General features: G+C 52.1%; 4 protein-coding genes, 5 tRNA genes, 10 rRNA genes and 3 pseudogenes. 5 read left to right on the top strand and 17 right to left on the bottom strand.

Translation table 11 applies throughout. The annotated features are described in order from the left end of the window. Window positions 1–10 precede the first annotated feature (10 nt). Window positions 11–748, top strand: coding sequence for a hypothetical protein (locus J8G15_RS11880; RefSeq protein WP_210542232.1), 738 nt, complete (start codon window positions 11–13; stop codon window positions 746–748). A gap of 46 nt (window positions 749–794) precedes the next feature. Next, window positions 795–2226 (top strand): annotated as a pseudogene (locus J8G15_RS11885) (AMP-binding protein); the annotation flags it as partial. A gap of 37 nt (window positions 2227–2263) precedes the next feature. Here the strand turns inward: J8G15_RS11885 and J8G15_RS11890 are convergent. After that, entirely contained in the window at window positions 2264–3493 is a 1230-nt protein-coding gene (locus tag J8G15_RS11890; protein ID WP_210542233.1) for an IS256 family transposase, read from the bottom strand. A gap of 67 nt (window positions 3494–3560) precedes the next feature. Between J8G15_RS11890 and J8G15_RS11895 the strand changes: the two are divergent. Next, window positions 3561–3821 (top strand): annotated as a pseudogene (locus J8G15_RS11895) (long-chain fatty acid--CoA ligase); the annotation flags it as partial. 143 nt (window positions 3822–3964) lie between these two features. On the opposite strand, the pseudogene J8G15_RS11900 reads toward J8G15_RS11895, so the two are convergent. Continuing rightward, window positions 3965–4234, bottom strand: a pseudogene (locus J8G15_RS11900) (transposase); the annotation flags it as partial. A gap of 115 nt (window positions 4235–4349) precedes the next feature. Between J8G15_RS11900 and istA the strand changes: the two are divergent. Together istA and istB are read left to right on the top strand one after the other, a co-directional pair. Beyond that, the gene (gene istA, locus J8G15_RS11905) at window positions 4350–5852 is read left to right on the top strand and encodes an IS21 family transposase (protein ID WP_210542235.1); all 1503 of its coding nucleotides are present in this window, start codon (window positions 4350–4352) and stop codon (window positions 5850–5852) included. Next, window positions 5842–6648, top strand: a complete 807-nt coding sequence (istB, locus tag J8G15_RS11910; protein ID WP_210542236.1) for an IS21-like element helper ATPase IstB — start codon at window positions 5842–5844, stop codon at window positions 6646–6648. The genes istA and istB overlap by 11 nt, the downstream gene beginning before the upstream one ends. A 310-nt stretch (window positions 6649–6958) precedes the next feature. Here istB and rrf (J8G15_RS11915) read toward each other — a convergent pair. The 15 genes from rrf (J8G15_RS11915) to rrf (J8G15_RS11985) form a co-directional block, all read right to left on the bottom strand. After that, a 5S ribosomal RNA gene (gene rrf, locus J8G15_RS11915) occupies window positions 6959–7071 on the bottom strand. Window positions 7072–7236: 165 nt separating this feature from the next. Continuing rightward, window positions 7237–10115: ribosomal RNA gene (locus tag J8G15_RS11920) — 23S ribosomal RNA — on the bottom strand. A gap of 334 nt (window positions 10116–10449) precedes the next feature. After that, window positions 10450–10525 (bottom strand) — tRNA-Ala (locus J8G15_RS11925). 26 nt (window positions 10526–10551) lie between these two features. After that, window positions 10552–10628 (bottom strand) — tRNA-Ile (locus J8G15_RS11930). Between the two features lie 99 nt (window positions 10629–10727). Continuing rightward, window positions 10728–12264 (bottom strand): 16S ribosomal RNA (locus tag J8G15_RS11935). A gap of 335 nt (window positions 12265–12599) precedes the next feature. Next, window positions 12600–12712, bottom strand: a 5S ribosomal RNA gene (rrf, locus tag J8G15_RS11940). 165 nt (window positions 12713–12877) lie between these two features. After that, window positions 12878–15756, bottom strand: a 23S ribosomal RNA gene (locus tag J8G15_RS11945). Between the two features lie 435 nt (window positions 15757–16191). Then, window positions 16192–16268: transfer RNA gene (locus J8G15_RS11950), tRNA-Ile, on the bottom strand. A gap of 99 nt (window positions 16269–16367) precedes the next feature. Next, a 16S ribosomal RNA gene (locus tag J8G15_RS11955) occupies window positions 16368–17904 on the bottom strand. 335 nt (window positions 17905–18239) lie between these two features. Further along, window positions 18240–18352, bottom strand: a 5S ribosomal RNA gene (rrf, locus tag J8G15_RS11960). 165 nt (window positions 18353–18517) lie between these two features. Further along, window positions 18518–21395: ribosomal RNA gene (locus J8G15_RS11965) — 23S ribosomal RNA — on the bottom strand. Between the two features lie 334 nt (window positions 21396–21729). Further along, window positions 21730–21805 (bottom strand) — tRNA-Ala (locus J8G15_RS11970). Window positions 21806–21831: 26 nt separating this feature from the next. Next, a tRNA-Ile gene (locus tag J8G15_RS11975) sits at window positions 21832–21908 on the bottom strand. Window positions 21909–22007: 99 nt separating this feature from the next. Further along, window positions 22008–23544: ribosomal RNA gene (locus J8G15_RS11980) — 16S ribosomal RNA — on the bottom strand. A 335-nt stretch (window positions 23545–23879) separates the two neighbouring features. Beyond that, window positions 23880–23992 (bottom strand): 5S ribosomal RNA (rrf, locus tag J8G15_RS11985). The 16S, 23S and 5S rRNA genes sit together here with 5 tRNA genes alongside, the layout of an rRNA operon. Window positions 23993–24040 lie beyond the last annotated feature (48 nt).

Raw genomic sequence — 24040 nt, forward strand, 5'->3', positions numbered from 1 at the left:
TACCGCCTATATGGATGCGAAAACAATCATACGCAGTGCTGTGGACCGGGTAGAGGCATTGCGCCAGGCGGCAACAGGTCTCCCTGGTCTGGCGCATGCAGTGTCCGAGATCAAACACCTGCAGGCCCGGCGATTCGAGGGCACCTACGCCGACTTGCTAGCGGCCCCCCGCTACCGCCCTGCAGCCCTCTTCTTTCTGAACGAGTTGTACAGTGACAAAGACTACACGGAGCGCGACGCGCAGTTTTCTCGCATCGCCGGGGCGCTTGAGAGAATATTCCCCGAGCAAGTGATTCATACCGCCGTCTCGCTCGCGCAGCTTCATTCGCTGACGGAGGAGCTGGACTTCGCCATGGCAGAGCATTGGTTAGGGCACCCCAGCGGGAGCGATGCGGCCCGCTACATAGCAGCTTGGCGTGATGTTGGCCGACGCTCGGACCGAAGCCAGCAATTGGCGAGCACGCTGGAGGTTGGTGCGGAGCTGGACCGGCTGACCCGCAAGCCTGGTCTGCGCACCATGCTGCGCATGATGCGCAGACCAGCCCAGATAGCCGGGCTTGGCTCATTGCAGCAGTTCCTGGAAGCGGGCTTTGACACTTTTGCGACGATGGGTAAACAGTCGAATGCGGTTACGCACTTCCTAGAACTGGTTGACACAAGGGAGTCGACGCTGATGGATCAGTTTTTCAACGGGCCATCTGTCTCTTGCGAGACTGAAATCACCAGCCTACTGGGAGAACCCCGATAGGCGCCAACGCCTGACACCGTTAAAAACGAAGGCACAGGAGTTGACGATGGAAAAAATTTGGCTGAAGAGTTATCCCCCGGGCGTTCCACACGAGGTGGATCCCGATCAATACCGATCTCTCACTGAGATGTTGGAGTTGTCATTCAAGAATGAATGCGGCATTTCCGTTTTCGGTTTGCATGGAAAGTTGGATGAGTTACGGGCAACTCGACGACCTCTCTGCGGCCATGGGCGCTTGGCTTCAAAACCTTGGATTGGAAGAAGGCGCAAGAGTTGCCATCATGCTGCCCAATCTTCCGCAGTTTCCGGTGACCATGTCCGGGGTGCTGCGCGGCGGCTACACCTGTGTCAACGTGAACCCGCTTTACACAGCCCGAGAGTTGGCCCATCAACTCAAGGACTCAGGGGCCACAGTAATTGTCGTTTTGGAAGATTTTGTTGCAACGCTGGCAGAAGTGATCGACCACACGGCCGTTCAACATGTGGTGGTGGCCTCAATGGGCGACCTACTTGGTTTCTGGTATGGGCGATGGATGACATTTGCGGTGCGCCATCTGGCCAAAATGGTCCCGGCCTTCTCGTTGCCATTGACCGGGGGCCGCACTGTCACGTCCTTCGAACAGGCCCTTGCGAAAGGTGCGTCGCTGAAACTCGCCCCCGCGGGGTCCACTTTGGACTCTATCGCGTTCTTGCAATACACCGGGGGCAACACCGGATTGAGCAAAGGCGCTGTGCTCACACATCGGAATATCGTTGCCGCCATGCTTCAAGCTGAAGCGTGGTTCACCCCCGCATTAGAACGTGTGGGAGACGTACGTCAAACAAACAGCATCGCGGCCTTGCCTCTGTATCACATCATTGCGCTGACCATCTCCCTGGTTGCGATTCGATGGGGATCCCATTTGACTTTGATTCCCAACCCGAGAGATTTCGGCGGATTTATTCAAACCTTGAAGAAACGGCCCTTTCACATTCTCCCGGCAGTCAACACCCTATTCAACGCCCTGCTTCAGCACCCCCAATTCAAGACAGTTGATTTCTCTAGCCTTTGTGTTTCACAGGCTGGGGGCATGGCGGCGTCGTCCGGTACGGCCAAACACTGGTATGAGGTTACGGGTTGTGCCATGGTCGAGGGTTGGGGCATGAGTGAAACCTGCGCGCTCGGGACAAACAACCCCGTCACCACAACTGAGTTCTCCGGGACCATCGGCCTGCCGTTGCCCGGTATTGAAATAGCGATTAAAAGCGACGAAGGAGTCACTTTGCAGCATGGAGACGCGGGCGAAATTTGTATCAAAGGCCCGAATGTCATGACGGGCTATTACCAACAACCGGAGGAAAACAAAACGGCATTCACCGCCGATGGATTCATGCGTACCGGCGACATTGGGATTATGGATTCCAACGGTTATATCCGCATCGTTGACCGAATCAAAGACATGATTCTTGTCAGTGGTTTCAACGTTTTCCCAAGTGAACGAGGGTGTCCCGTATTTTGTGTAAACGGCGGTTAAGTTAGACGCGCGGCATGCGCTCGTCAAACTGAATGGTAAAGCGGTTCAGAGCAGCCTTCCAATCCCGAATCGGCATCGTCCATTTCTGGCTGATGTTGTTCAGTGCCAGATAGAACAGCTTGAACACTGCGTCCTCAGATGGGAACGAGCCGCGGGTCTTGGTTATTTTGCGCAGGCTCATGTTCACGGACTCAATGGCGTTGGTCGTGTAAATCACTTTTCGGATGTCTGGCGGGTATTCAAAGAACGGTATCAAGTGTGTCCAGTTGCGCCGCCAGGAGCGCCCAATCGGAGCGAAGGAATCGTCCCATTTGACCTCGAATGCCGTGAGTTGTCGCTCAGCTTCGGATTCAGTGGGCGCAGCGTAAATCAGCCGCAAATCCGCGGCGACTTCCTTGCGCTGTTTCCACCCCACGAAGTTCAGGCTGTGACGCACCATGTGAACAATGCAAAGCTGCACCGTCGCCTTGGGGAAGACTGCCTCAATGGCGTCAGGGAAACCTTTGAGCCCATCTACGCAGGCGATAAAGATGTCAGCCACGCCCCGATTCTTCAGTTCAGTCACCACCTGCAGCCAGAACTTGGCCCCTTCGGTTTGGGCCATCCACAGGCCCAGTACCTCTTTGAGGCCGTCCAGGTTGACGCCAATGGCCAAGTACAGGGCCTTGACCCGCACAGTACCGTTGTCGCGCACCTTGACGTGAATGCAGTCCATGTAGACGATGGGGTACAGCGCCTCCAAGGGGCGCGACTGCCAGGCTTTGACCTCGTCCATGACGGCGTCGGTCACGGATGAAATCAGGGTAGGAGACACTTCGGCGCCGTACATCTCCTGCAGATGGCCTTGAATCTCGCGTACCGTCATGCCTCGGGCATACAGCGACAGTATCTTGTCGTCAAAGCCGCTCCAGCGGGTCTGGTGTTTGCCAATCAGTTGGGGCTCGAAGGTGCCGGCGCGGTCACGGGGGATTTCTATGGGTAGCTGGCCAAAATCGCCTTTGAGCGTTTTCTTGCTGCACCCGTTGCGGGTGTTGCCCGCTTCATTGGCAACCAACTGGTTCTTGCCGTGACCCAGGTGGCCGGTCAATTCGGCTTGCAAAGCTCGCTCGACCAAGGCTTTGGTGAGCTGCGTCAAGAGGCCATTCTGGCCAATCAGGTCTTCGGGCTTTTTGTAGTCGGCCAACAGGGCGTCAATCAGCTCGGCGGGTAAGGGTTTCATCTCTACGGTCATCTCGGCTCCATGCAAGACAGCAGTTTCCTGCCAAATAACCGTTTACACAAAACTTCTTACACCCTCAAGTGAACTGGAGAATGTGATCTCAATGTGTGACGGCGTCATTGAATGCGCCGCAATCGGAACACCTGATGAGAAGCAGGGAGAGGCCATCAAGGTATTTGTCGTCCGTCACAACTCTATGGTGACGGAGGACCTGATTGCCGACTTCTGCCAAGAAAACCTGACCGGCTACAAGCGGCCCAAGTACATTGAATTCCGAGACGAATTGCCCAAATCAAACGTCGGGAAAATTCTGCGACGTTCGCTGAGGAGCGAGAAGTAGACCCCCTAAATCCTTTGACAATCGAGCGCGAATAGGCCGGGCCAAATCAAGTAGCGTTAACCACGCGTGACAACCAATCACTTGAATAAAAATTGCCTGAAGGGCAATCCCCCCGTTTTCCACTGACGTCAGAAGTAGAAGGGTTATGCAGCCTTGGCCAAGTGCTGCTTCGGGGTCAATCCACCCAAGGCCATGTGCGGGCGGTCGTGATTGTAGGACCAGGTCCATTGCGTGGCGTGCTCCTGAACCTCGTCAATCGTTGACCAGTGATTATGTGAAAGCCACTCGTAGCGGACCGTCCGGTTGAATCTCTCTACATAGGCATTTTGCTGGGGATTGCCGGCCTGGATGTAGTCCAGCCGGATGCCCATGCCTTTGGCCCAGTCCTGGATCAGTTTGCTGATGTACTCCGGTGTTGCCGCCGACCGAAAACTGAGCCACTTTTAGAGGCTGTGCCGATTCAAAACTGAGCCAGGTGTTTTACTAGCTCTGCCGATTTTTTAGGCAGGAGCAAACAAGGTGATCACCATGGAACTTTTAGGCAAGATAAGGCGCATGCAGATGCGCGACAAGCTCTCAGAGCGGGCCATTGCAAAACGCACGGGACTGTCACGCAACACCGTGCACAAATGGCTGGAGACCCCCGAAGAAGTTGAGGCTCCCAAGTACGTACGGGCCAAGACGTTTGGCAAACTGACAGCCCTCACTGACGAGTTGGAACAAGCCCTCAAGGCCGATGCCCACCGCCACAAACAAGACCAACGCACAGGCAAAGCACTGTTTGCCCAAATCAAGGCCAGTGGCTACCTGGGTGGATACAGCCGTGTCACAGACTTCATCCGGGAGTGGCGCGCCACCGAGGGGAAGAAGCCTCATGCCTTCGTTCCTTTGAAGTTTGATCTGGGCGAAGCCTTCCAGTTCGACTGGAGCGAAGAAGGTTTGGTGGTCGGTGGCATTTACCGGCGCATGCAGGTGTCGCACATGAAGCTGTGTGCCAGCCGCGCCTTCTGGCTGGTGGCCTACCCCAGCCAGGGTCATGAAATGCTGTTCGATGCCCATACACGCTCATTTGCGGCCCTGGGTGGTGTGGCCAGGCGCGGCATCTACGACAACATGAAGACCGCCGTGGACAAAGTCAAGAAGGGCAAGGGCCGTGTTGTGAACGCCCGCTTTGCTGTCATGTGCACGCACTACCTGTTTGATGCCGACTTCTGCAACGTCGCCAGTGGCTGGGAGAAAGGAGTCGTGGAGAAGAACGTCCAGGACAGCCGCAGGCGAATCTGGATCGAGGCGCAGACACGCCAGTGGCATTCATTTGATCAACTCAACGCCTGGCTGGGCGAGCGCTGCCGCGCCCTGTGGGGCGAGATCCGCCACCCCGAATACAAGCACTTCAGTGTGCTTGAGATGCTGGAGCAAGAGCGCACAGAGATGATGCCCATGCCCACCCCATTTGACGGCTACGTGGAGAGCCCGGCCAAGGTCACCAGCACCTGCCTGGTGAGTGTGCAGCGCAACCGCTATTCGGTGCCTTGTGAGCTCGCTGGCCAGCGGGTTAGCACCAGGCTCTATCCCACGCGCATCAGCGTGGTGGCGCATGACGCGGTGGTGGCCAGTCACGAGCGCTTATCGGACCGTGGGCACACCAGCTACGACTGGCAGCACTACATCGACTTGGTACAGCGCAAACCCGGTGCCTTGCGAAACGGTGCCCCCTTTGCAGACATGCCCGAGCCCCTGAAGAAACTGAAGCTGGGCCTGATGCGCCATGACGGCGGTGACAAGGTGATGGCACAGGTGCTGGCCGCAGTGCCAAGCGCTGGGCTGGAGGCAGTGCTGGTGGCGGTGGAACTGGTCGTTGAGTCCGGCGCGCTCAGTACCGAGCACGTCCTCAACGTGCTGGCCCGGCTCAATGCCAAGCCGATACCCGAGGCGGTGGAGACGACTTTGCTGCTTCAGGAGGCACCCGTGGCCAATACAGGGCGTTATGACAGCCTGCGTACGCTGACGGAGGTGAGCCATGCGTCCTGATGTAACCACTGAACTCAAAGAACTGCGCTTGCACGGCATGGTGGGTGCCTGGACGGATTTGATGGCTCAAGGCGAGGCATCAACGGCATCCTCAAAGTGGTTGATTGAACACCTGCTGGAGGCAGAACACACCGACCGTGCCATGCGCTCAGTGCGCCACCAAATGAACGCGGCCAAGTTCCCCTTGCATCGCGACCTGGCAGGGTTTGACTTTGCTTGTTCCAAAGTAGATCAGGCACTGGTCAAGCAGTTGGCCACGCTGGCATTTACGGACACCGCACAGAACGCCGTTCTCATTGGTGGGCCGGGCACCGGCAAGACCCATTTGGCCACCGCCATTGCGGTGGCCGGTATCGCATCCAAAGGCAAACGGGTACGTTTTTATTCCACCGTCGATTTGGTCAATGTGCTGGAGAAAGAAAAGCGCGATGGCAAGGCCGGGCGCATCGCACTGTCACTGATGCGCATGGATCTGGTGATCCTTGATGAACTGGGCTATTTGCCGTTCAGTCAAGCCGGTGGGGCCTTGCTGTTTCACCTGCTCTCCAAGCTGTACGAGCACACCAGTGTGATCACCACCACCAACCTGAGCTTCGCGGAGTGGTCCAGTGTGTTTATCGATGCCAAGATGACCACGGCGCTGCTGGACCGGCTCACCCACCACTGTCATATCGTTGAGACGGGCAACGAGTCATACCGTTTCCAGCACAGCTCCATGGCGGCGAAGTCACGGATCAAGGCCCGGGAGCAAGCGCGTAAAGGGAGCAAAGAAACGCCAGTAGAGGAGCCCTTCTGAAGGGGGCGCAAAGGGGAAATCCGCTACAGGCGTCGCCCTGCGCTCCTTTCCCCTTTGCTGTTTCTGATTCAAAACCACCAAGACAGGAGAGTTCAAAAAAACAGCGACTGGGTACACTTATCCACAGTTGCCAATTCAAAAACTGGCAACCCGCCCTGGCTCAATATTGGATCGGCAGGGTGGCTCAATATTCAATCGGCGCTGACAATGAGTCAACTCACTGCACCTCAAGCAAGTGGAGTGCTCAGCGTCACAAATCAGCAGACAAAAAAAACGCCCAGTCGTTGGACTGGGCGTTTCCGGTTGGCTAGTCTGACGATGACCTACTTTCACACGGGAACCCGCACTATCATCGGCGCTGAAGCGTTTCACTGTCCTGTTCGGGATGGGAAGGAGTGGTACCACTTCGCTATGGTCGTCAGACTTAAACTTTTTGTCACCCAGACACCAGGTCTGGACAACGAATTTATAGAGCTAATCAGCTTCATCGATTTAACGAACCTATGTGCATATGACTGCGCACAGGATTTTTGAATGCGTCAACTTGGCATAACTTCCTTGAAACTACTTGTCGTAGATCAAAGTTATAGGGTCAAGCCGCACGAGCAATTAGTACCGGTTAGCTTAACGCATTACTGCGCTTCCACACCCGGCCTATCAACGTCCTGGTCTTGAACGACTCTTTAGGGGGCTCAAGGCCCCGGCAGATCTCATCTTGAAACGAGTTTCCCGCTTAGATGCTTTCAGCGGTTATCTCTTCCACACTTAGCTACTCGGCAATGCCACTGGCGTGACAACCGATACACCAGAGGTGTGTCCACTCCGGTCCTCTCGTACTAGGAGCAGGCTTCCTCAAATCTGCAGCGCCCACGGAAGATAGGGACCAAACTGTCTCACGACGTTTTAAACCCAGCTCACGTACCTCTTTAAATGGCGAACAGCCATACCCTTGGGACCGGCTACAGCCCCAGGATGAGATGAGCCGACATCGAGGTGCCAAACACCGCCGTCGATATGAACTCTTGGGCGGTATCAGCCTGTTATCCCCAGAGTACCTTTTATCCGTTGAGCGATGGCCCTTCCATACAGAACCACCGGATCACTATGTCCTGCTTTCGCATCTGCTCGACTTGTCAGTCTCGCAGTTAAGCACGCTTATGCCATTGCACTATCGTCACGATGTCCGACCGTAACTAGCGTACCTTCGAACTCCTCCGTTACGCTTTGGGAGGAGACCGCCCCAGTCAAACTGCCTACCATGCACTGTCCCCGATCCAGATAATGGACCTAGGTTAGAACCTCAAACACACCAGGGTGGTATTTCAACGTTGGCTCCACGATACCTAGCGGCACCGCTTCAAAGCCTCCCACCTATCCTACACAGATCTGTTCAAAGTCCAATACAAAGCTACAGTAAAGGTTCATGGGGTCTTTCCGTCTTTCCGCGGGGAGATTGCATCATCACAAACATTTCAACTTCGCTGAGTCTCAGGAGGAGACAGTGTGGCCATCGTTACGCCATTCGTGCAGGTCGGAACTTACCCGACAAGGAATTTCGCTACCTTAGGACCGTTATAGTTACGGCCGCCGTTTACTGGGACTTCAATCAAGAGCTTGCACCCCATCATTTAATCTTCCAGCACCGGGCAGGCGTCACACCCTATACGTCCACTTTCGTGTTTGCAGAGTGCTGTGTTTTTAATAAACAGTCGCAGCCACCGATTTTTTGCAACCTTTCTCGGCTCCATCCGCGAGGGACTTCACCTACTAAAGGCACACCTTCTTCCGAAGTTACGGTGTCAATTTGCCGAGTTCCTTCTCCTGAGTTCTCTCAAGCGCCTTAGAATACTCATCTCGCGCACCAGTGTCGGTTTGCGGTACGGTCGTGTGTAGCTGAAGCTTAGTGGCTTTTCCTGGAAGCAGGGTATCACTCACTTCGTCTGCAAGCAGACTCGTTATCACCCCTCATCTAAGCCCGGCGGATTTACCTACCAGGCACGACTACAGGCTTGAACCAACATGTCCAACAGTTGGCTGAGCTAACCTTCTCCGTCCCCACATCGCACTACACATCGGTACAGGAATATTGACCTGTTTCCCATCAACTACGCATCTCTGCCTCGCCTTAGGGGCCGACTCACTCTACGCCGATGAACGTTGCGTAGAAAACCTTGCGCTTACGGCGAGGGGGCTTTTCACCCCCTTTAACGCTACTCATGTCAGCATTCGCACTTCTGATACCTCCAGCACGCTTTACAACGCACCTTCACAGGCTTACAGAACGCTCTCCTACCACTTGCAATAAATTGCAAATCCGCAGCTTCGGTAACTGGCTTAGCCCCGTTACATCTTCCGCGCAGGACGACTCGATCAGTGAGCTATTACGCTTTCTTTAAATGATGGCTGCTTCTAAGCCAACATCCTGACTGTTTTAGCCTTCCCACTTCGTTTCCCACTTAGCCAATTTTAGGGACCTTAGCTGGCGGTCTGGGTTGTTTCCCTCTTGAGTCCGGACGTTAGCACCCGGTGCTCTGTCTCCCAAGCTGTACTCGTCGGTATTCGGAGTTTGCATAGGTTTGGTAAGTCGCCATGACCCCCTAGCCTAAACAGTGCTCTACCCCCAACGGTAATACTTGAGGCACTACCTAAATAGTTTTCGGAGAGAACCAGCTATTTCCAAGTTTGTTTAGCCTTTCACCCCTATCCACAGCTCATCCGCTAGTTTTGCAACACTAGTCGGTTCGGACCTCCAGTACCTGTTACGGCACCTTCATCCTGGCCATGGATAGATCACTTGGTTTCGGGTCTACACCCAGCGACTAATTCGCCCTATTCGGACTCGATTTCTCTACGGCTTCCCTATTCGGTTAACCTTGCCACTGAATGTAAGTCGCTGACCCATTATACAAAAGGTACGCAGTCACCCCTTACGAGGCTCCTACTTTTTGTAAGCATGCGGTTTCAGGATCTATTTCACTCCCCTCCCGGGGTTCTTTTCGCCTTTCCCTCACGGTACTAGTTCACTATCGGTCAATGATGAGTATTTAGCCTTGGAGGATGGTCCCCCCATATTCAGACAGGATTTCTCGTGTCCCGCCCTACTTGTCGTTAACTTAGTACCACACGTCTCTTTTCGCATACAGGACTATCACCTGCTATGGTCGGCCTTTCCAAACCGTTTTGCTAAGAGTCGTGCTATCACTAACAGGCTTTTCCGATTTCGCTCGCCACTACTTTCGGAATCTCGGTTGATGTCTTTTCCTCGAGCTACTGAGATGTTTCAGTTCACCCGGTTCGCCTCGCATAGCTATGTATTCACTATGCGATACCTTTCGGTGGGTTTCCCCATTCGGAAATCTCCGGATCAAAGCTAATTTGCCAGCTCCCCGAAGCTTATCGCAGGCTATCACGTCCTTCGTCGCCTATCATTGCCAAGGCATCCACCACATGCTCTTATTCACTTGACCCTATAACTTTGACATCTCTTTCGAGATTAAAAGTTATCACAAGGAATGTTTGATTGGTCTTTCACCAATCGCGTTATGCCGTATCCAAGCTTTCACTTAAATAATTCGAATTCAAACGTGAAGTCTGATATTCATTTTGACGCAATCAAAAATTTGTCACTAGCGGCACGGTGTGCACTAAACCTTTACGAATGTGCACTTTCCGCTAGCAACGCTGATTAAACTCTATAAATTTTTAAAGAACAGCCGATTGATCAAGTAATCTCGATCAACAACAAAGCAGCCTTCTTCAAAGCTACTTTGGTGTTGAGTATTCACTCTCAGATAAGAAGATTGGTGGAGGTGACAGGACTCGAACCCGCTACCTACTGCTTGCAAAGCAGCCGCTCTCCCAGCTGAGCTACACCCCCAAAACCAGAAGGACGTTGGACGACAATGGTGGGTCTGGTTGGTTTCGAACCAACGACCCCTGCGTTATCAACACAGTGCTCTAACCAACTGAGCTACAGACCCAAGCCGGTCACCTGTGAGCACAGCCTTAGCCATGCCCGTCAGCGACAACCATCCAACAACCGATAAGTGTGAGCGTTCAAATTAAATTGCAGTTTCCAGAAAGGAGGTGATCCAGCCGCACCTTCCGATACGGCTACCTTGTTACGACTTCACCCCAGTCACGAACCCTGCCGTGGTAATCGCCCTCCTTGCGGTTAGGCTAACTACTTCTGGCAGAACCCGCTCCCATGGTGTGACGGGCGGTGTGTACAAGACCCGGGAACGTATTCACCGTGACATTCTGATCCACGATTACTAGCGATTCCGACTTCACGTAGTCGAGTTGCAGACTACGATCCGGACTACGACTGGCTTTGTGGGATTAGCTCCCCCTCGCGGGTTGGCAACCCTTTGTACCAGCCATTGTATGACGTGTGTAGCCCCACCTATAAGGGCCATGAGGACTTGACGTCATCCCCACCTTCCTCCGGCTTGTCACCGGCAGTCTCATTAGAGTGCCCAACTAAATGTAGCAACTAATGACAAGGGTTGCGCTCGTTGCGGGACTTAACCCAACATCTCACGACACGAGCTGACGACAGCCATGCAGCACCTGTGTTACGGCTCTCTTTCGAGCACGAAGCTATCTCTAGCGACTTCCGTACATGTCAAAGGTGGGTAAGGTTTTTCGCGTTGCATCGAATTAAACCACATCATCCACCGCTTGTGCGGGTCCCCGTCAATTCCTTTGAGTTTCAACCTTGCGGCCGTACTCCCCAGGCGGTCAACTTCACGCGTTAGCTTCGTTACTGAGTCAGTGAAGACCCAACAACCAGTTGACATCGTTTAGGGCGTGGACTACCAGGGTATCTAATCCTGTTTGCTCCCCACGCTTTCGTGCATGAGCGTCAGTACAGGTCCAGGGGATTGCCTTCGCCATCGGTGTTCCTCCGCATATCTACGCATTTCACTGCTACACGCGGAATTCCATCCCCCTCTACCGTACTCTAGCTATGCAGTCACAAATGCAGGTCCCAGGTTGAGCCCGGGGATTTCACATCTGTCTTGCATAACCGCCTGCGCACGCTTTACGCCCAGTAATTCCGATTAACGCTCGCACCCTACGTATTACCGCGGCTGCTGGCACGTAGTTAGCCGGTGCTTATTCTTACGGTACCGTCATGAACTCTCTTTATTAGAGAAAGCTTTTTCGTTCCGTACAAAAGCAGTTTACAACCCGAAGGCCTTCATCCTGCACGCGGCATTGCTGGATCAGGCTTTCGCCCATTGTCCAAAATTCCCCACTGCTGCCTCCCGTAGGAGTCTGGACCGTGTCTCAGTTCCAGTGTGGCTGGTCGTCCTCTCAGACCAGCTACAGATCGTCGCCTTGGTGAGCTTTTACCCCACCAACTAGCTAATCTGATATCGGCCGCTCCAATCGCGCGAGGCTCTTGCGAGTCCCCCGCTTTCATCCAGAGATCGTATGCGGTATTAGCACAGCTTTCGCTGCGTTATCCCCCACGACTGGGCACGTTCCGATATATTACTCACCCGTTCGCCACTCGCCACCAGGATTGCTCCCGTGCTGCCGTTCGACTTGCATGTGTAAGGCATGCCGCCAGCGTTCAATCTGAGCCAGGATCAAACTCTATAGTTCGATCTTGATTTTTTCGCTCTTTCGAGCAACTCATAAATTGGAATCAACGTGAATTTCATTTCTGAATTTCACATCTTTTTTACTTCATGAGCGTTTGTAAGCCAATTAAGACTTAGTTCCGAAGAACTTGGCAATCGCCTTCAAACGCCCACGCTTATCGGCTGTATATTTTTAATGATCCACCCAAACTTGACTCTCGTCTTGCTCGGATTTTTGACTCACTGTGATCAGCGAAGCCTTTTATTCTATCACGCTTATTGGCGCTTTTCTCAGAATTCTTTTCAGAGCTCTAAGAAAAACGCCCAGTCGTTGGACTGGGCGTTTCCGGTTGGCTAGTCTGACGATGACCTACTTTCACACGGGAACCCGCACTATCATCGGCGCTGAAGCGTTTCACTGTCCTGTTCGGGATGGGAAGGAGTGGTACCACTTCGCTATGGTCGTCAGACTTAAACTTTTTGTCACCCAGACACCAGGTCTGGACAACGAATTTATAGAGCTAATCAGCTTCATCGATTTAACGAACCTATGTGCATATGACTGCGCACAGGATTTTTGAATGCGTCAACTTGGCATAACTTCCTTGAAACTACTTGTCGTAGATCAAAGTTATAGGGTCAAGCCGCACGAGCAATTAGTACCGGTTAGCTTAACGCATTACTGCGCTTCCACACCCGGCCTATCAACGTCCTGGTCTTGAACGACTCTTTAGGGGGCTCAAGGCCCCGGCAGATCTCATCTTGAAACGAGTTTCCCGCTTAGATGCTTTCAGCGGTTATCTCTTCCACACTTAGCTACTCGGCAATGCCACTGGCGTGACAACCGATACACCAGAGGTGTGTCCACTCCGGTCCTCTCGTACTAGGAGCAGGCTTCCTCAAATCTGCAGCGCCCACGGAAGATAGGGACCAAACTGTCTCACGACGTTTTAAACCCAGCTCACGTACCTCTTTAAATGGCGAACAGCCATACCCTTGGGACCGGCTACAGCCCCAGGATGAGATGAGCCGACATCGAGGTGCCAAACACCGCCGTCGATATGAACTCTTGGGCGGTATCAGCCTGTTATCCCCAGAGTACCTTTTATCCGTTGAGCGATGGCCCTTCCATACAGAACCACCGGATCACTATGTCCTGCTTTCGCATCTGCTCGACTTGTCAGTCTCGCAGTTAAGCACGCTTATGCCATTGCACTATCGTCACGATGTCCGACCGTAACTAGCGTACCTTCGAACTCCTCCGTTACGCTTTGGGAGGAGACCGCCCCAGTCAAACTGCCTACCATGCACTGTCCCCGATCCAGATAATGGACCTAGGTTAGAACCTCAAACACACCAGGGTGGTATTTCAACGTTGGCTCCACGATACCTAGCGGCACCGCTTCAAAGCCTCCCACCTATCCTACACAGATCTGTTCAAAGTCCAATACAAAGCTACAGTAAAGGTTCATGGGGTCTTTCCGTCTTTCCGCGGGGAGATTGCATCATCACAAACATTTCAACTTCGCTGAGTCTCAGGAGGAGACAGTGTGGCCATCGTTACGCCATTCGTGCAGGTCGGAACTTACCCGACAAGGAATTTCGCTACCTTAGGACCGTTATAGTTACGGCCGCCGTTTACTGGGACTTCAATCAAGAGCTTGCACCCCATCATTTAATCTTCCAGCACCGGGCAGGCGTCACACCCTATACGTCCACTTTCGTGTTTGCAGAGTGCTGTGTTTTTAATAAACAGTCGCAGCCACCGATTTTTTGCAACCTTTCTCGGCTCCATCCGCGAGGGACTTCACCTACTAAAGGCACACCTTCTTCCGAAGTTACGGTGTCAATTTGCCGAGTTCCTTCTCCTGAGTTCTCTCAAGCGCCTTAGAATACTCATCTCGCGCACCAGTGTCGGTTTGCGGTACGGTCGTGTGTAGCTGAAGCTTAGTGGCTTTTCCTGGAAGCAGGGTATCACTCACTTCGTCTGCAAGCAGACTCGTTATCACCCCTCATCTAAGCCCGGCGGATTTACCTACCAGGCACGACTACAGGCTTGAACCAACATGTCCAACAGTTGGCTGAGCTAACCTTCTCCGTCCCCACATCGCACTACACATCGGTACAGGAATATTGACCTGTTTCCCATCAACTACGCATCTCTGCCTCGCCTTAGGGGCCGACTCACTCTACGCCGATGAACGTTGCGTAGAAAACCTTGCGCTTACGGCGAGGGGGCTTTTCACCCCCTTTAACGCTACTCATGTCAGCATTCGCACTTCTGATACCTCCAGCACGCTTTACAACGCACCTTCACAGGCTTACAGAACGCTCTCCTACCACTTGCAATAAATTGCAAATCCGCAGCTTCGGTAACTGGCTTAGCCCCGTTACATCTTCCGCGCAGGACGACTCGATCAGTGAGCTATTACGCTTTCTTTAAATGATGGCTGCTTCTAAGCCAACATCCTGACTGTTTTAGCCTTCCCACTTCGTTTCCCACTTAGCCAATTTTAGGGACCTTAGCTGGCGGTCTGGGTTGTTTCCCTCTTGAGTCCGGACGTTAGCACCCGGTGCTCTGTCTCCCAAGCTGTACTCGTCGGTATTCGGAGTTTGCATAGGTTTGGTAAGTCGCCATGACCCCCTAGCCTAAACAGTGCTCTACCCCCAACGGTAATACTTGAGGCACTACCTAAATAGTTTTCGGAGAGAACCAGCTATTTCCAAGTTTGTTTAGCCTTTCACCCCTATCCACAGCTCATCCGCTAGTTTTGCAACACTAGTCGGTTCGGACCTCCAGTACCTGTTACGGCACCTTCATCCTGGCCATGGATAGATCACTTGGTTTCGGGTCTACACCCAGCGACTAATTCGCCCTATTCGGACTCGATTTCTCTACGGCTTCCCTATTCGGTTAACCTTGCCACTGAATGTAAGTCGCTGACCCATTATACAAAAGGTACGCAGTCACCCCTTACGAGGCTCCTACTTTTTGTAAGCATGCGGTTTCAGGATCTATTTCACTCCCCTCCCGGGGTTCTTTTCGCCTTTCCCTCACGGTACTAGTTCACTATCGGTCAATGATGAGTATTTAGCCTTGGAGGATGGTCCCCCCATATTCAGACAGGATTTCTCGTGTCCCGCCCTACTTGTCGTTAACTTAGTACCACACGTCTCTTTTCGCATACAGGACTATCACCTGCTATGGTCGGCCTTTCCAAACCGTTTTGCTAAGAGTCGTGCTATCACTAACAGGCTTTTCCGATTTCGCTCGCCACTACTTTCGGAATCTCGGTTGATGTCTTTTCCTCGAGCTACTGAGATGTTTCAGTTCACCCGGTTCGCCTCGCATAGCTATGTATTCACTATGCGATACCTTTCGGTGGGTTTCCCCATTCGGAAATCTCCGGATCAAAGCTAATTTGCCAGCTCCCCGAAGCTTATCGCAGGCTATCACGTCCTTCGTCGCCTATCATTGCCAAGGCATCCACCACATGCTCTTATTCACTTGACCCTATAACTTTGACATCTCTTTCGAGATTAAAAGTTATCACAAGGAATGTTTGATTGGTCTTTCACCAATCGCGTTATGCCGTATCCAAGCTTTCACTTAAATAATTCGAATTCAAACGTGAAGTCTGATATTCATTTTGACGCAATCAAAAATTTGTCACTAGCGGCACGGTGTGCACTAAACCTTTACGAATGTGCACTTTCCGCTAGCAACGCTGATTAAACTCTATAAATTTTTAAAGAACAGCCGATTGATCAAGTAATCTCGATCAACAACAAAGCAGCCTTCTTCAAAGCTACTTTGGTGTTGAGTATTCACTCTCAGATAAGAAGATTGGTGGAGGTGACAGGACTCGAACCCGCTACCTACTGCTTGCAAAGCAGCCGCTCTCCCAGCTGAGCTACACCCCAAAACCAGAAGGACGTTGGACGACAATGGTGGGTCTGGTTGGTTTCGAACCAACGACCCCTGCGTTATCAACACAGTGCTCTAACCAACTGAGCTACAGACCCAAGCCGGTCACCTGTGAGCACAGCCTTAGCCATGCCCGTCAGCGACAACCATCCAACAACCGATAAGTGTGAGCGTTCAAATTAAATTGCAGTTTCCAGAAAGGAGGTGATCCAGCCGCACCTTCCGATACGGCTACCTTGTTACGACTTCACCCCAGTCACGAACCCTGCCGTGGTAATCGCCCTCCTTGCGGTTAGGCTAACTACTTCTGGCAGAACCCGCTCCCATGGTGTGACGGGCGGTGTGTACAAGACCCGGGAACGTATTCACCGTGACATTCTGATCCACGATTACTAGCGATTCCGACTTCACGTAGTCGAGTTGCAGACTACGATCCGGACTACGACTGGCTTTGTGGGATTAGCTCCCCCTCGCGGGTTGGCAACCCTTTGTACCAGCCATTGTATGACGTGTGTAGCCCCACCTATAAGGGCCATGAGGACTTGACGTCATCCCCACCTTCCTCCGGCTTGTCACCGGCAGTCTCATTAGAGTGCCCAACTAAATGTAGCAACTAATGACAAGGGTTGCGCTCGTTGCGGGACTTAACCCAACATCTCACGACACGAGCTGACGACAGCCATGCAGCACCTGTGTTACGGCTCTCTTTCGAGCACGAAGCTATCTCTAGCGACTTCCGTACATGTCAAAGGTGGGTAAGGTTTTTCGCGTTGCATCGAATTAAACCACATCATCCACCGCTTGTGCGGGTCCCCGTCAATTCCTTTGAGTTTCAACCTTGCGGCCGTACTCCCCAGGCGGTCAACTTCACGCGTTAGCTTCGTTACTGAGTCAGTGAAGACCCAACAACCAGTTGACATCGTTTAGGGCGTGGACTACCAGGGTATCTAATCCTGTTTGCTCCCCACGCTTTCGTGCATGAGCGTCAGTACAGGTCCAGGGGATTGCCTTCGCCATCGGTGTTCCTCCGCATATCTACGCATTTCACTGCTACACGCGGAATTCCATCCCCCTCTACCGTACTCTAGCTATGCAGTCACAAATGCAGGTCCCAGGTTGAGCCCGGGGATTTCACATCTGTCTTGCATAACCGCCTGCGCACGCTTTACGCCCAGTAATTCCGATTAACGCTCGCACCCTACGTATTACCGCGGCTGCTGGCACGTAGTTAGCCGGTGCTTATTCTTACGGTACCGTCATGAACTCTCTTTATTAGAGAAAGCTTTTTCGTTCCGTACAAAAGCAGTTTACAACCCGAAGGCCTTCATCCTGCACGCGGCATTGCTGGATCAGGCTTTCGCCCATTGTCCAAAATTCCCCACTGCTGCCTCCCGTAGGAGTCTGGACCGTGTCTCAGTTCCAGTGTGGCTGGTCGTCCTCTCAGACCAGCTACAGATCGTCGCCTTGGTGAGCTTTTACCCCACCAACTAGCTAATCTGATATCGGCCGCTCCAATCGCGCGAGGCTCTTGCGAGTCCCCCGCTTTCATCCAGAGATCGTATGCGGTATTAGCACAGCTTTCGCTGCGTTATCCCCCACGACTGGGCACGTTCCGATATATTACTCACCCGTTCGCCACTCGCCACCAGGATTGCTCCCGTGCTGCCGTTCGACTTGCATGTGTAAGGCATGCCGCCAGCGTTCAATCTGAGCCAGGATCAAACTCTATAGTTCGATCTTGATTTTTTCGCTCTTTCGAGCAACTCATAAATTGGAATCAACGTGAATTTCATTTCTGAATTTCACATCTTTTTTACTTCATGAGCGTTTGTAAGCCAATTAAGACTTAGTTCCGAAGAACTTGGCAATCGCCTTCAAACGCCCACGCTTATCGGCTGTATATTTTTAATGATCCACCCAAACTTGACTCTCGTCTTGCTCGGATTTTTGACTCACTGTGATCAGCGAAGCCTTTTATTCTATCACGCTTATTGGCGCTTTTCTCAGAATTCTTTTCAGAGCTCTAAGAAAAACGCCCAGTCGTTGGACTGGGCGTTTCCGGTTGGCTAGTCTGACGATGACCTACTTTCACACGGGAACCCGCACTATCATCGGCGCTGAAGCGTTTCACTGTCCTGTTCGGGATGGGAAGGAGTGGTACCACTTCGCTATGGTCGTCAGACTTAAACTTTTTGTCACCCAGACACCAGGTCTGGACAACGAATTTATAGAGCTAATCAGCTTCATCGATTTAACGAACCTATGTGCATATGACTGCGCACAGGATTTTTGAATGCGTCAACTTGGCATAACTTCCTTGAAACTACTTGTCGTAGATCAAAGTTATAGGGTCAAGCCGCACGAGCAATTAGTACCGGTTAGCTTAACGCATTACTGCGCTTCCACACCCGGCCTATCAACGTCCTGGTCTTGAACGACTCTTTAGGGGGCTCAAGGCCCCGGCAGATCTCATCTTGAAACGAGTTTCCCGCTTAGATGCTTTCAGCGGTTATCTCTTCCACACTTAGCTACTCGGCAATGCCACTGGCGTGACAACCGATACACCAGAGGTGTGTCCACTCCGGTCCTCTCGTACTAGGAGCAGGCTTCCTCAAATCTGCAGCGCCCACGGAAGATAGGGACCAAACTGTCTCACGACGTTTTAAACCCAGCTCACGTACCTCTTTAAATGGCGAACAGCCATACCCTTGGGACCGGCTACAGCCCCAGGATGAGATGAGCCGACATCGAGGTGCCAAACACCGCCGTCGATATGAACTCTTGGGCGGTATCAGCCTGTTATCCCAGAGTACCTTTTATCCGTTGAGCGATGGCCCTTCCATACAGAACCACCGGATCACTATGTCCTGCTTTCGCATCTGCTCGACTTGTCAGTCTCGCAGTTAAGCACGCTTATGCCATTGCACTATCGTCACGATGTCCGACCGTAACTAGCGTACCTTCGAACTCCTCCGTTACGCTTTGGGAGGAGACCGCCCCAGTCAAACTGCCTACCATGCACTGTCCCCGATCCAGATAATGGACCTAGGTTAGAACCTCAAACACACCAGGGTGGTATTTCAACGTTGGCTCCACGATACCTAGCGGCACCGCTTCAAAGCCTCCCACCTATCCTACACAGATCTGTTCAAAGTCCAATACAAAGCTACAGTAAAGGTTCATGGGGTCTTTCCGTCTTTCCGCGGGGAGATTGCATCATCACAAACATTTCAACTTCGCTGAGTCTCAGGAGGAGACAGTGTGGCCATCGTTACGCCATTCGTGCAGGTCGGAACTTACCCGACAAGGAATTTCGCTACCTTAGGACCGTTATAGTTACGGCCGCCGTTTACTGGGACTTCAATCAAGAGCTTGCACCCCATCATTTAATCTTCCAGCACCGGGCAGGCGTCACACCCTATACGTCCACTTTCGTGTTTGCAGAGTGCTGTGTTTTTAATAAACAGTCGCAGCCACCGATTTTTTGCAACCTTTCTCGGCTCCATCCGCGAGGGACTTCACCTACTAAAGGCACACCTTCTTCCGAAGTTACGGTGTCAATTTGCCGAGTTCCTTCTCCTGAGTTCTCTCAAGCGCCTTAGAATACTCATCTCGCGCACCAGTGTCGGTTTGCGGTACGGTCGTGTGTAGCTGAAGCTTAGTGGCTTTTCCTGGAAGCAGGGTATCACTCACTTCGTCTGCAAGCAGACTCGTTATCACCCCTCATCTAAGCCCGGCGGATTTACCTACCAGGCACGACTACAGGCTTGAACCAACATGTCCAACAGTTGGCTGAGCTAACCTTCTCCGTCCCCACATCGCACTACACATCGGTACAGGAATATTGACCTGTTTCCCATCAACTACGCATCTCTGCCTCGCCTTAGGGGCCGACTCACTCTACGCCGATGAACGTTGCGTAGAAAACCTTGCGCTTACGGCGAGGGGGCTTTTCACCCCCTTTAACGCTACTCATGTCAGCATTCGCACTTCTGATACCTCCAGCACGCTTTACAACGCACCTTCACAGGCTTACAGAACGCTCTCCTACCACTTGCAATAAATTGCAAATCCGCAGCTTCGGTAACTGGCTTAGCCCCGTTACATCTTCCGCGCAGGACGACTCGATCAGTGAGCTATTACGCTTTCTTTAAATGATGGCTGCTTCTAAGCCAACATCCTGACTGTTTTAGCCTTCCCACTTCGTTTCCCACTTAGCCAATTTTAGGGACCTTAGCTGGCGGTCTGGGTTGTTTCCCTCTTGAGTCCGGACGTTAGCACCCGGTGCTCTGTCTCCCAAGCTGTACTCGTCGGTATTCGGAGTTTGCATAGGTTTGGTAAGTCGCCATGACCCCCTAGCCTAAACAGTGCTCTACCCCCAACGGTAATACTTGAGGCACTACCTAAATAGTTTTCGGAGAGAACCAGCTATTTCCAAGTTTGTTTAGCCTTTCACCCCTATCCACAGCTCATCCGCTAGTTTTGCAACACTAGTCGGTTCGGACCTCCAGTACCTGTTACGGCACCTTCATCCTGGCCATGGATAGATCACTTGGTTTCGGGTCTACACCCAGCGACTAATTCGCCCTATTCGGACTCGATTTCTCTACGGCTTCCCTATTCGGTTAACCTTGCCACTGAATGTAAGTCGCTGACCCATTATACAAAAGGTACGCAGTCACCCCTTACGAGGCTCCTACTTTTTGTAAGCATGCGGTTTCAGGATCTATTTCACTCCCCTCCCGGGGTTCTTTTCGCCTTTCCCTCACGGTACTAGTTCACTATCGGTCAATGATGAGTATTTAGCCTTGGAGGATGGTCCCCCCATATTCAGACAGGATTTCTCGTGTCCCGCCCTACTTGTCGTTAACTTAGTACCACACGTCTCTTTTCGCATACAGGACTATCACCTGCTATGGTCGGCCTTTCCAAACCGTTTTGCTAAGAGTCGTGCTATCACTAACAGGCTTTTCCGATTTCGCTCGCCACTACTTTCGGAATCTCGGTTGATGTCTTTTCCTCGAGCTACTGAGATGTTTCAGTTCACCCGGTTCGCCTCGCATAGCTATGTATTCACTATGCGATACCTTTCGGTGGGTTTCCCCATTCGGAAATCTCCGGATCAAAGCTAATTTGCCAGCTCCCCGAAGCTTATCGCAGGCTATCACGTCCTTCGTCGCCTATCATTGCCAAGGCATCCACCACATGCTCTTATTCACTTGACCCTATAACTTTGACATCTCTTTCGAGATTAAAAGTTATCACAAGGAATGTTTGATTGGTCTTTCACCAATCGCGTTATGCCGTATCCAAGCTTTCACTTAAATAATTCGAATTCAAACGTGAAGTCTGATATTCATTTTGACGCAATCAAAAATTTGTCACTAGCGGCACGGTGTGCACTAAACCTTTACGAATGTGCACTTTCCGCTAGCAACGCTGATTAAACTCTATAAATTTTTAAAGAACAGCCGATTGATCAAGTAATCTCGATCAACAACAAAGCAGCCTTCTTCAAAGCTACTTTGGTGTTGAGTATTCACTCTCAGATAAGAAGATTGGTGGAGGTGACAGGACTCGAACCCGCTACCTACTGCTTGCAAAGCAGCCGCTCTCCCAGCTGAGCTACACCCCCAAAACCAGAAGGACGTTGGACGACAATGGTGGGTCTGGTTGGTTTCGAACCAACGACCCCTGCGTTATCAACACAGTGCTCTAACCAACTGAGCTACAGACCCAAGCCGGTCACCTGTGAGCACAGCCTTAGCCATGCCCGTCAGCGACAACCATCCAACAACCGATAAGTGTGAGCGTTCAAATTAAATTGCAGTTTCCAGAAAGGAGGTGATCCAGCCGCACCTTCCGATACGGCTACCTTGTTACGACTTCACCCCAGTCACGAACCCTGCCGTGGTAATCGCCCTCCTTGCGGTTAGGCTAACTACTTCTGGCAGAACCCGCTCCCATGGTGTGACGGGCGGTGTGTACAAGACCCGGGAACGTATTCACCGTGACATTCTGATCCACGATTACTAGCGATTCCGACTTCACGTAGTCGAGTTGCAGACTACGATCCGGACTACGACTGGCTTTGTGGGATTAGCTCCCCCTCGCGGGTTGGCAACCCTTTGTACCAGCCATTGTATGACGTGTGTAGCCCCACCTATAAGGGCCATGAGGACTTGACGTCATCCCCACCTTCCTCCGGCTTGTCACCGGCAGTCTCATTAGAGTGCCCAACTAAATGTAGCAACTAATGACAAGGGTTGCGCTCGTTGCGGGACTTAACCCAACATCTCACGACACGAGCTGACGACAGCCATGCAGCACCTGTGTTACGGCTCTCTTTCGAGCACGAAGCTATCTCTAGCGACTTCCGTACATGTCAAAGGTGGGTAAGGTTTTTCGCGTTGCATCGAATTAAACCACATCATCCACCGCTTGTGCGGGTCCCCGTCAATTCCTTTGAGTTTCAACCTTGCGGCCGTACTCCCCAGGCGGTCAACTTCACGCGTTAGCTTCGTTACTGAGTCAGTGAAGACCCAACAACCAGTTGACATCGTTTAGGGCGTGGACTACCAGGGTATCTAATCCTGTTTGCTCCCCACGCTTTCGTGCATGAGCGTCAGTACAGGTCCAGGGGATTGCCTTCGCCATCGGTGTTCCTCCGCATATCTACGCATTTCACTGCTACACGCGGAATTCCATCCCCCTCTACCGTACTCTAGCTATGCAGTCACAAATGCAGGTCCCAGGTTGAGCCCGGGGATTTCACATCTGTCTTGCATAACCGCCTGCGCACGCTTTACGCCCAGTAATTCCGATTAACGCTCGCACCCTACGTATTACCGCGGCTGCTGGCACGTAGTTAGCCGGTGCTTATTCTTACGGTACCGTCATGAACTCTCTTTATTAGAGAAAGCTTTTTCGTTCCGTACAAAAGCAGTTTACAACCCGAAGGCCTTCATCCTGCACGCGGCATTGCTGGATCAGGCTTTCGCCCATTGTCCAAAATTCCCCACTGCTGCCTCCCGTAGGAGTCTGGACCGTGTCTCAGTTCCAGTGTGGCTGGTCGTCCTCTCAGACCAGCTACAGATCGTCGCCTTGGTGAGCTTTTACCCCACCAACTAGCTAATCTGATATCGGCCGCTCCAATCGCGCGAGGCTCTTGCGAGTCCCCCGCTTTCATCCAGAGATCGTATGCGGTATTAGCACAGCTTTCGCTGCGTTATCCCCCACGACTGGGCACGTTCCGATATATTACTCACCCGTTCGCCACTCGCCACCAGGATTGCTCCCGTGCTGCCGTTCGACTTGCATGTGTAAGGCATGCCGCCAGCGTTCAATCTGAGCCAGGATCAAACTCTATAGTTCGATCTTGATTTTTTCGCTCTTTCGAGCAACTCATAAATTGGAATCAACGTGAATTTCATTTCTGAATTTCACATCTTTTTTACTTCATGAGCGTTTGTAAGCCAATTAAGACTTAGTTCCGAAGAACTTGGCAATCGCCTTCAAACGCCCACGCTTATCGGCTGTATATTTTTAATGATCCACCCAAACTTGACTCTCGTCTTGCTCGGATTTTTGACTCACTGTGATCAGCGAAGCCTTTTATTCTATCACGCTTATTGGCGCTTTTCTCAGAATTCTTTTCAGAGCTCTAAGAAAAACGCCCAGTCGTTGGACTGGGCGTTTCCGGTTGGCTAGTCTGACGATGACCTACTTTCACACGGGAACCCGCACTATCATCGGCGCTGAAGCGTTTCACTGTCCTGTTCGGGATGGGAAGGAGTGGTACCACTTCGCTATGGTCGTCAGACTTAAACTTTTTGTCACCCAGACACCAGGTCTGGACAACGAATTTATA

Source organism: Rhodoferax sp. PAMC 29310 (assembly GCF_017948265.1).
Taxonomy (GTDB): domain Bacteria; phylum Pseudomonadota; class Gammaproteobacteria; order Burkholderiales; family Burkholderiaceae_C; genus Rhodoferax.

Bases quoted from the DNA above. Each gene is read 5' to 3' on its own strand.
- J8G15_RS11880 (WP_210542232.1), top strand. From the start codon at position 11: ATGGATGCGAAAACAATCATACGCAGTGCTGTGGACCGGGTAGAGGCA.
- J8G15_RS11890 (WP_210542233.1), bottom strand. From the start codon at position 3,493: ATGACCGTAGAGATGAAACCCTTACCCGCCGAGCTGATTGACGCCCTG.
- istA (WP_210542235.1), top strand. From the start codon at position 4,350: ATGGAACTTTTAGGCAAGATAAGGCGCATGCAGATGCGCGACAAGCTC.
- istB (WP_210542236.1), top strand. From the start codon at position 5,842: ATGCGTCCTGATGTAACCACTGAACTCAAAGAACTGCGCTTGCACGGC.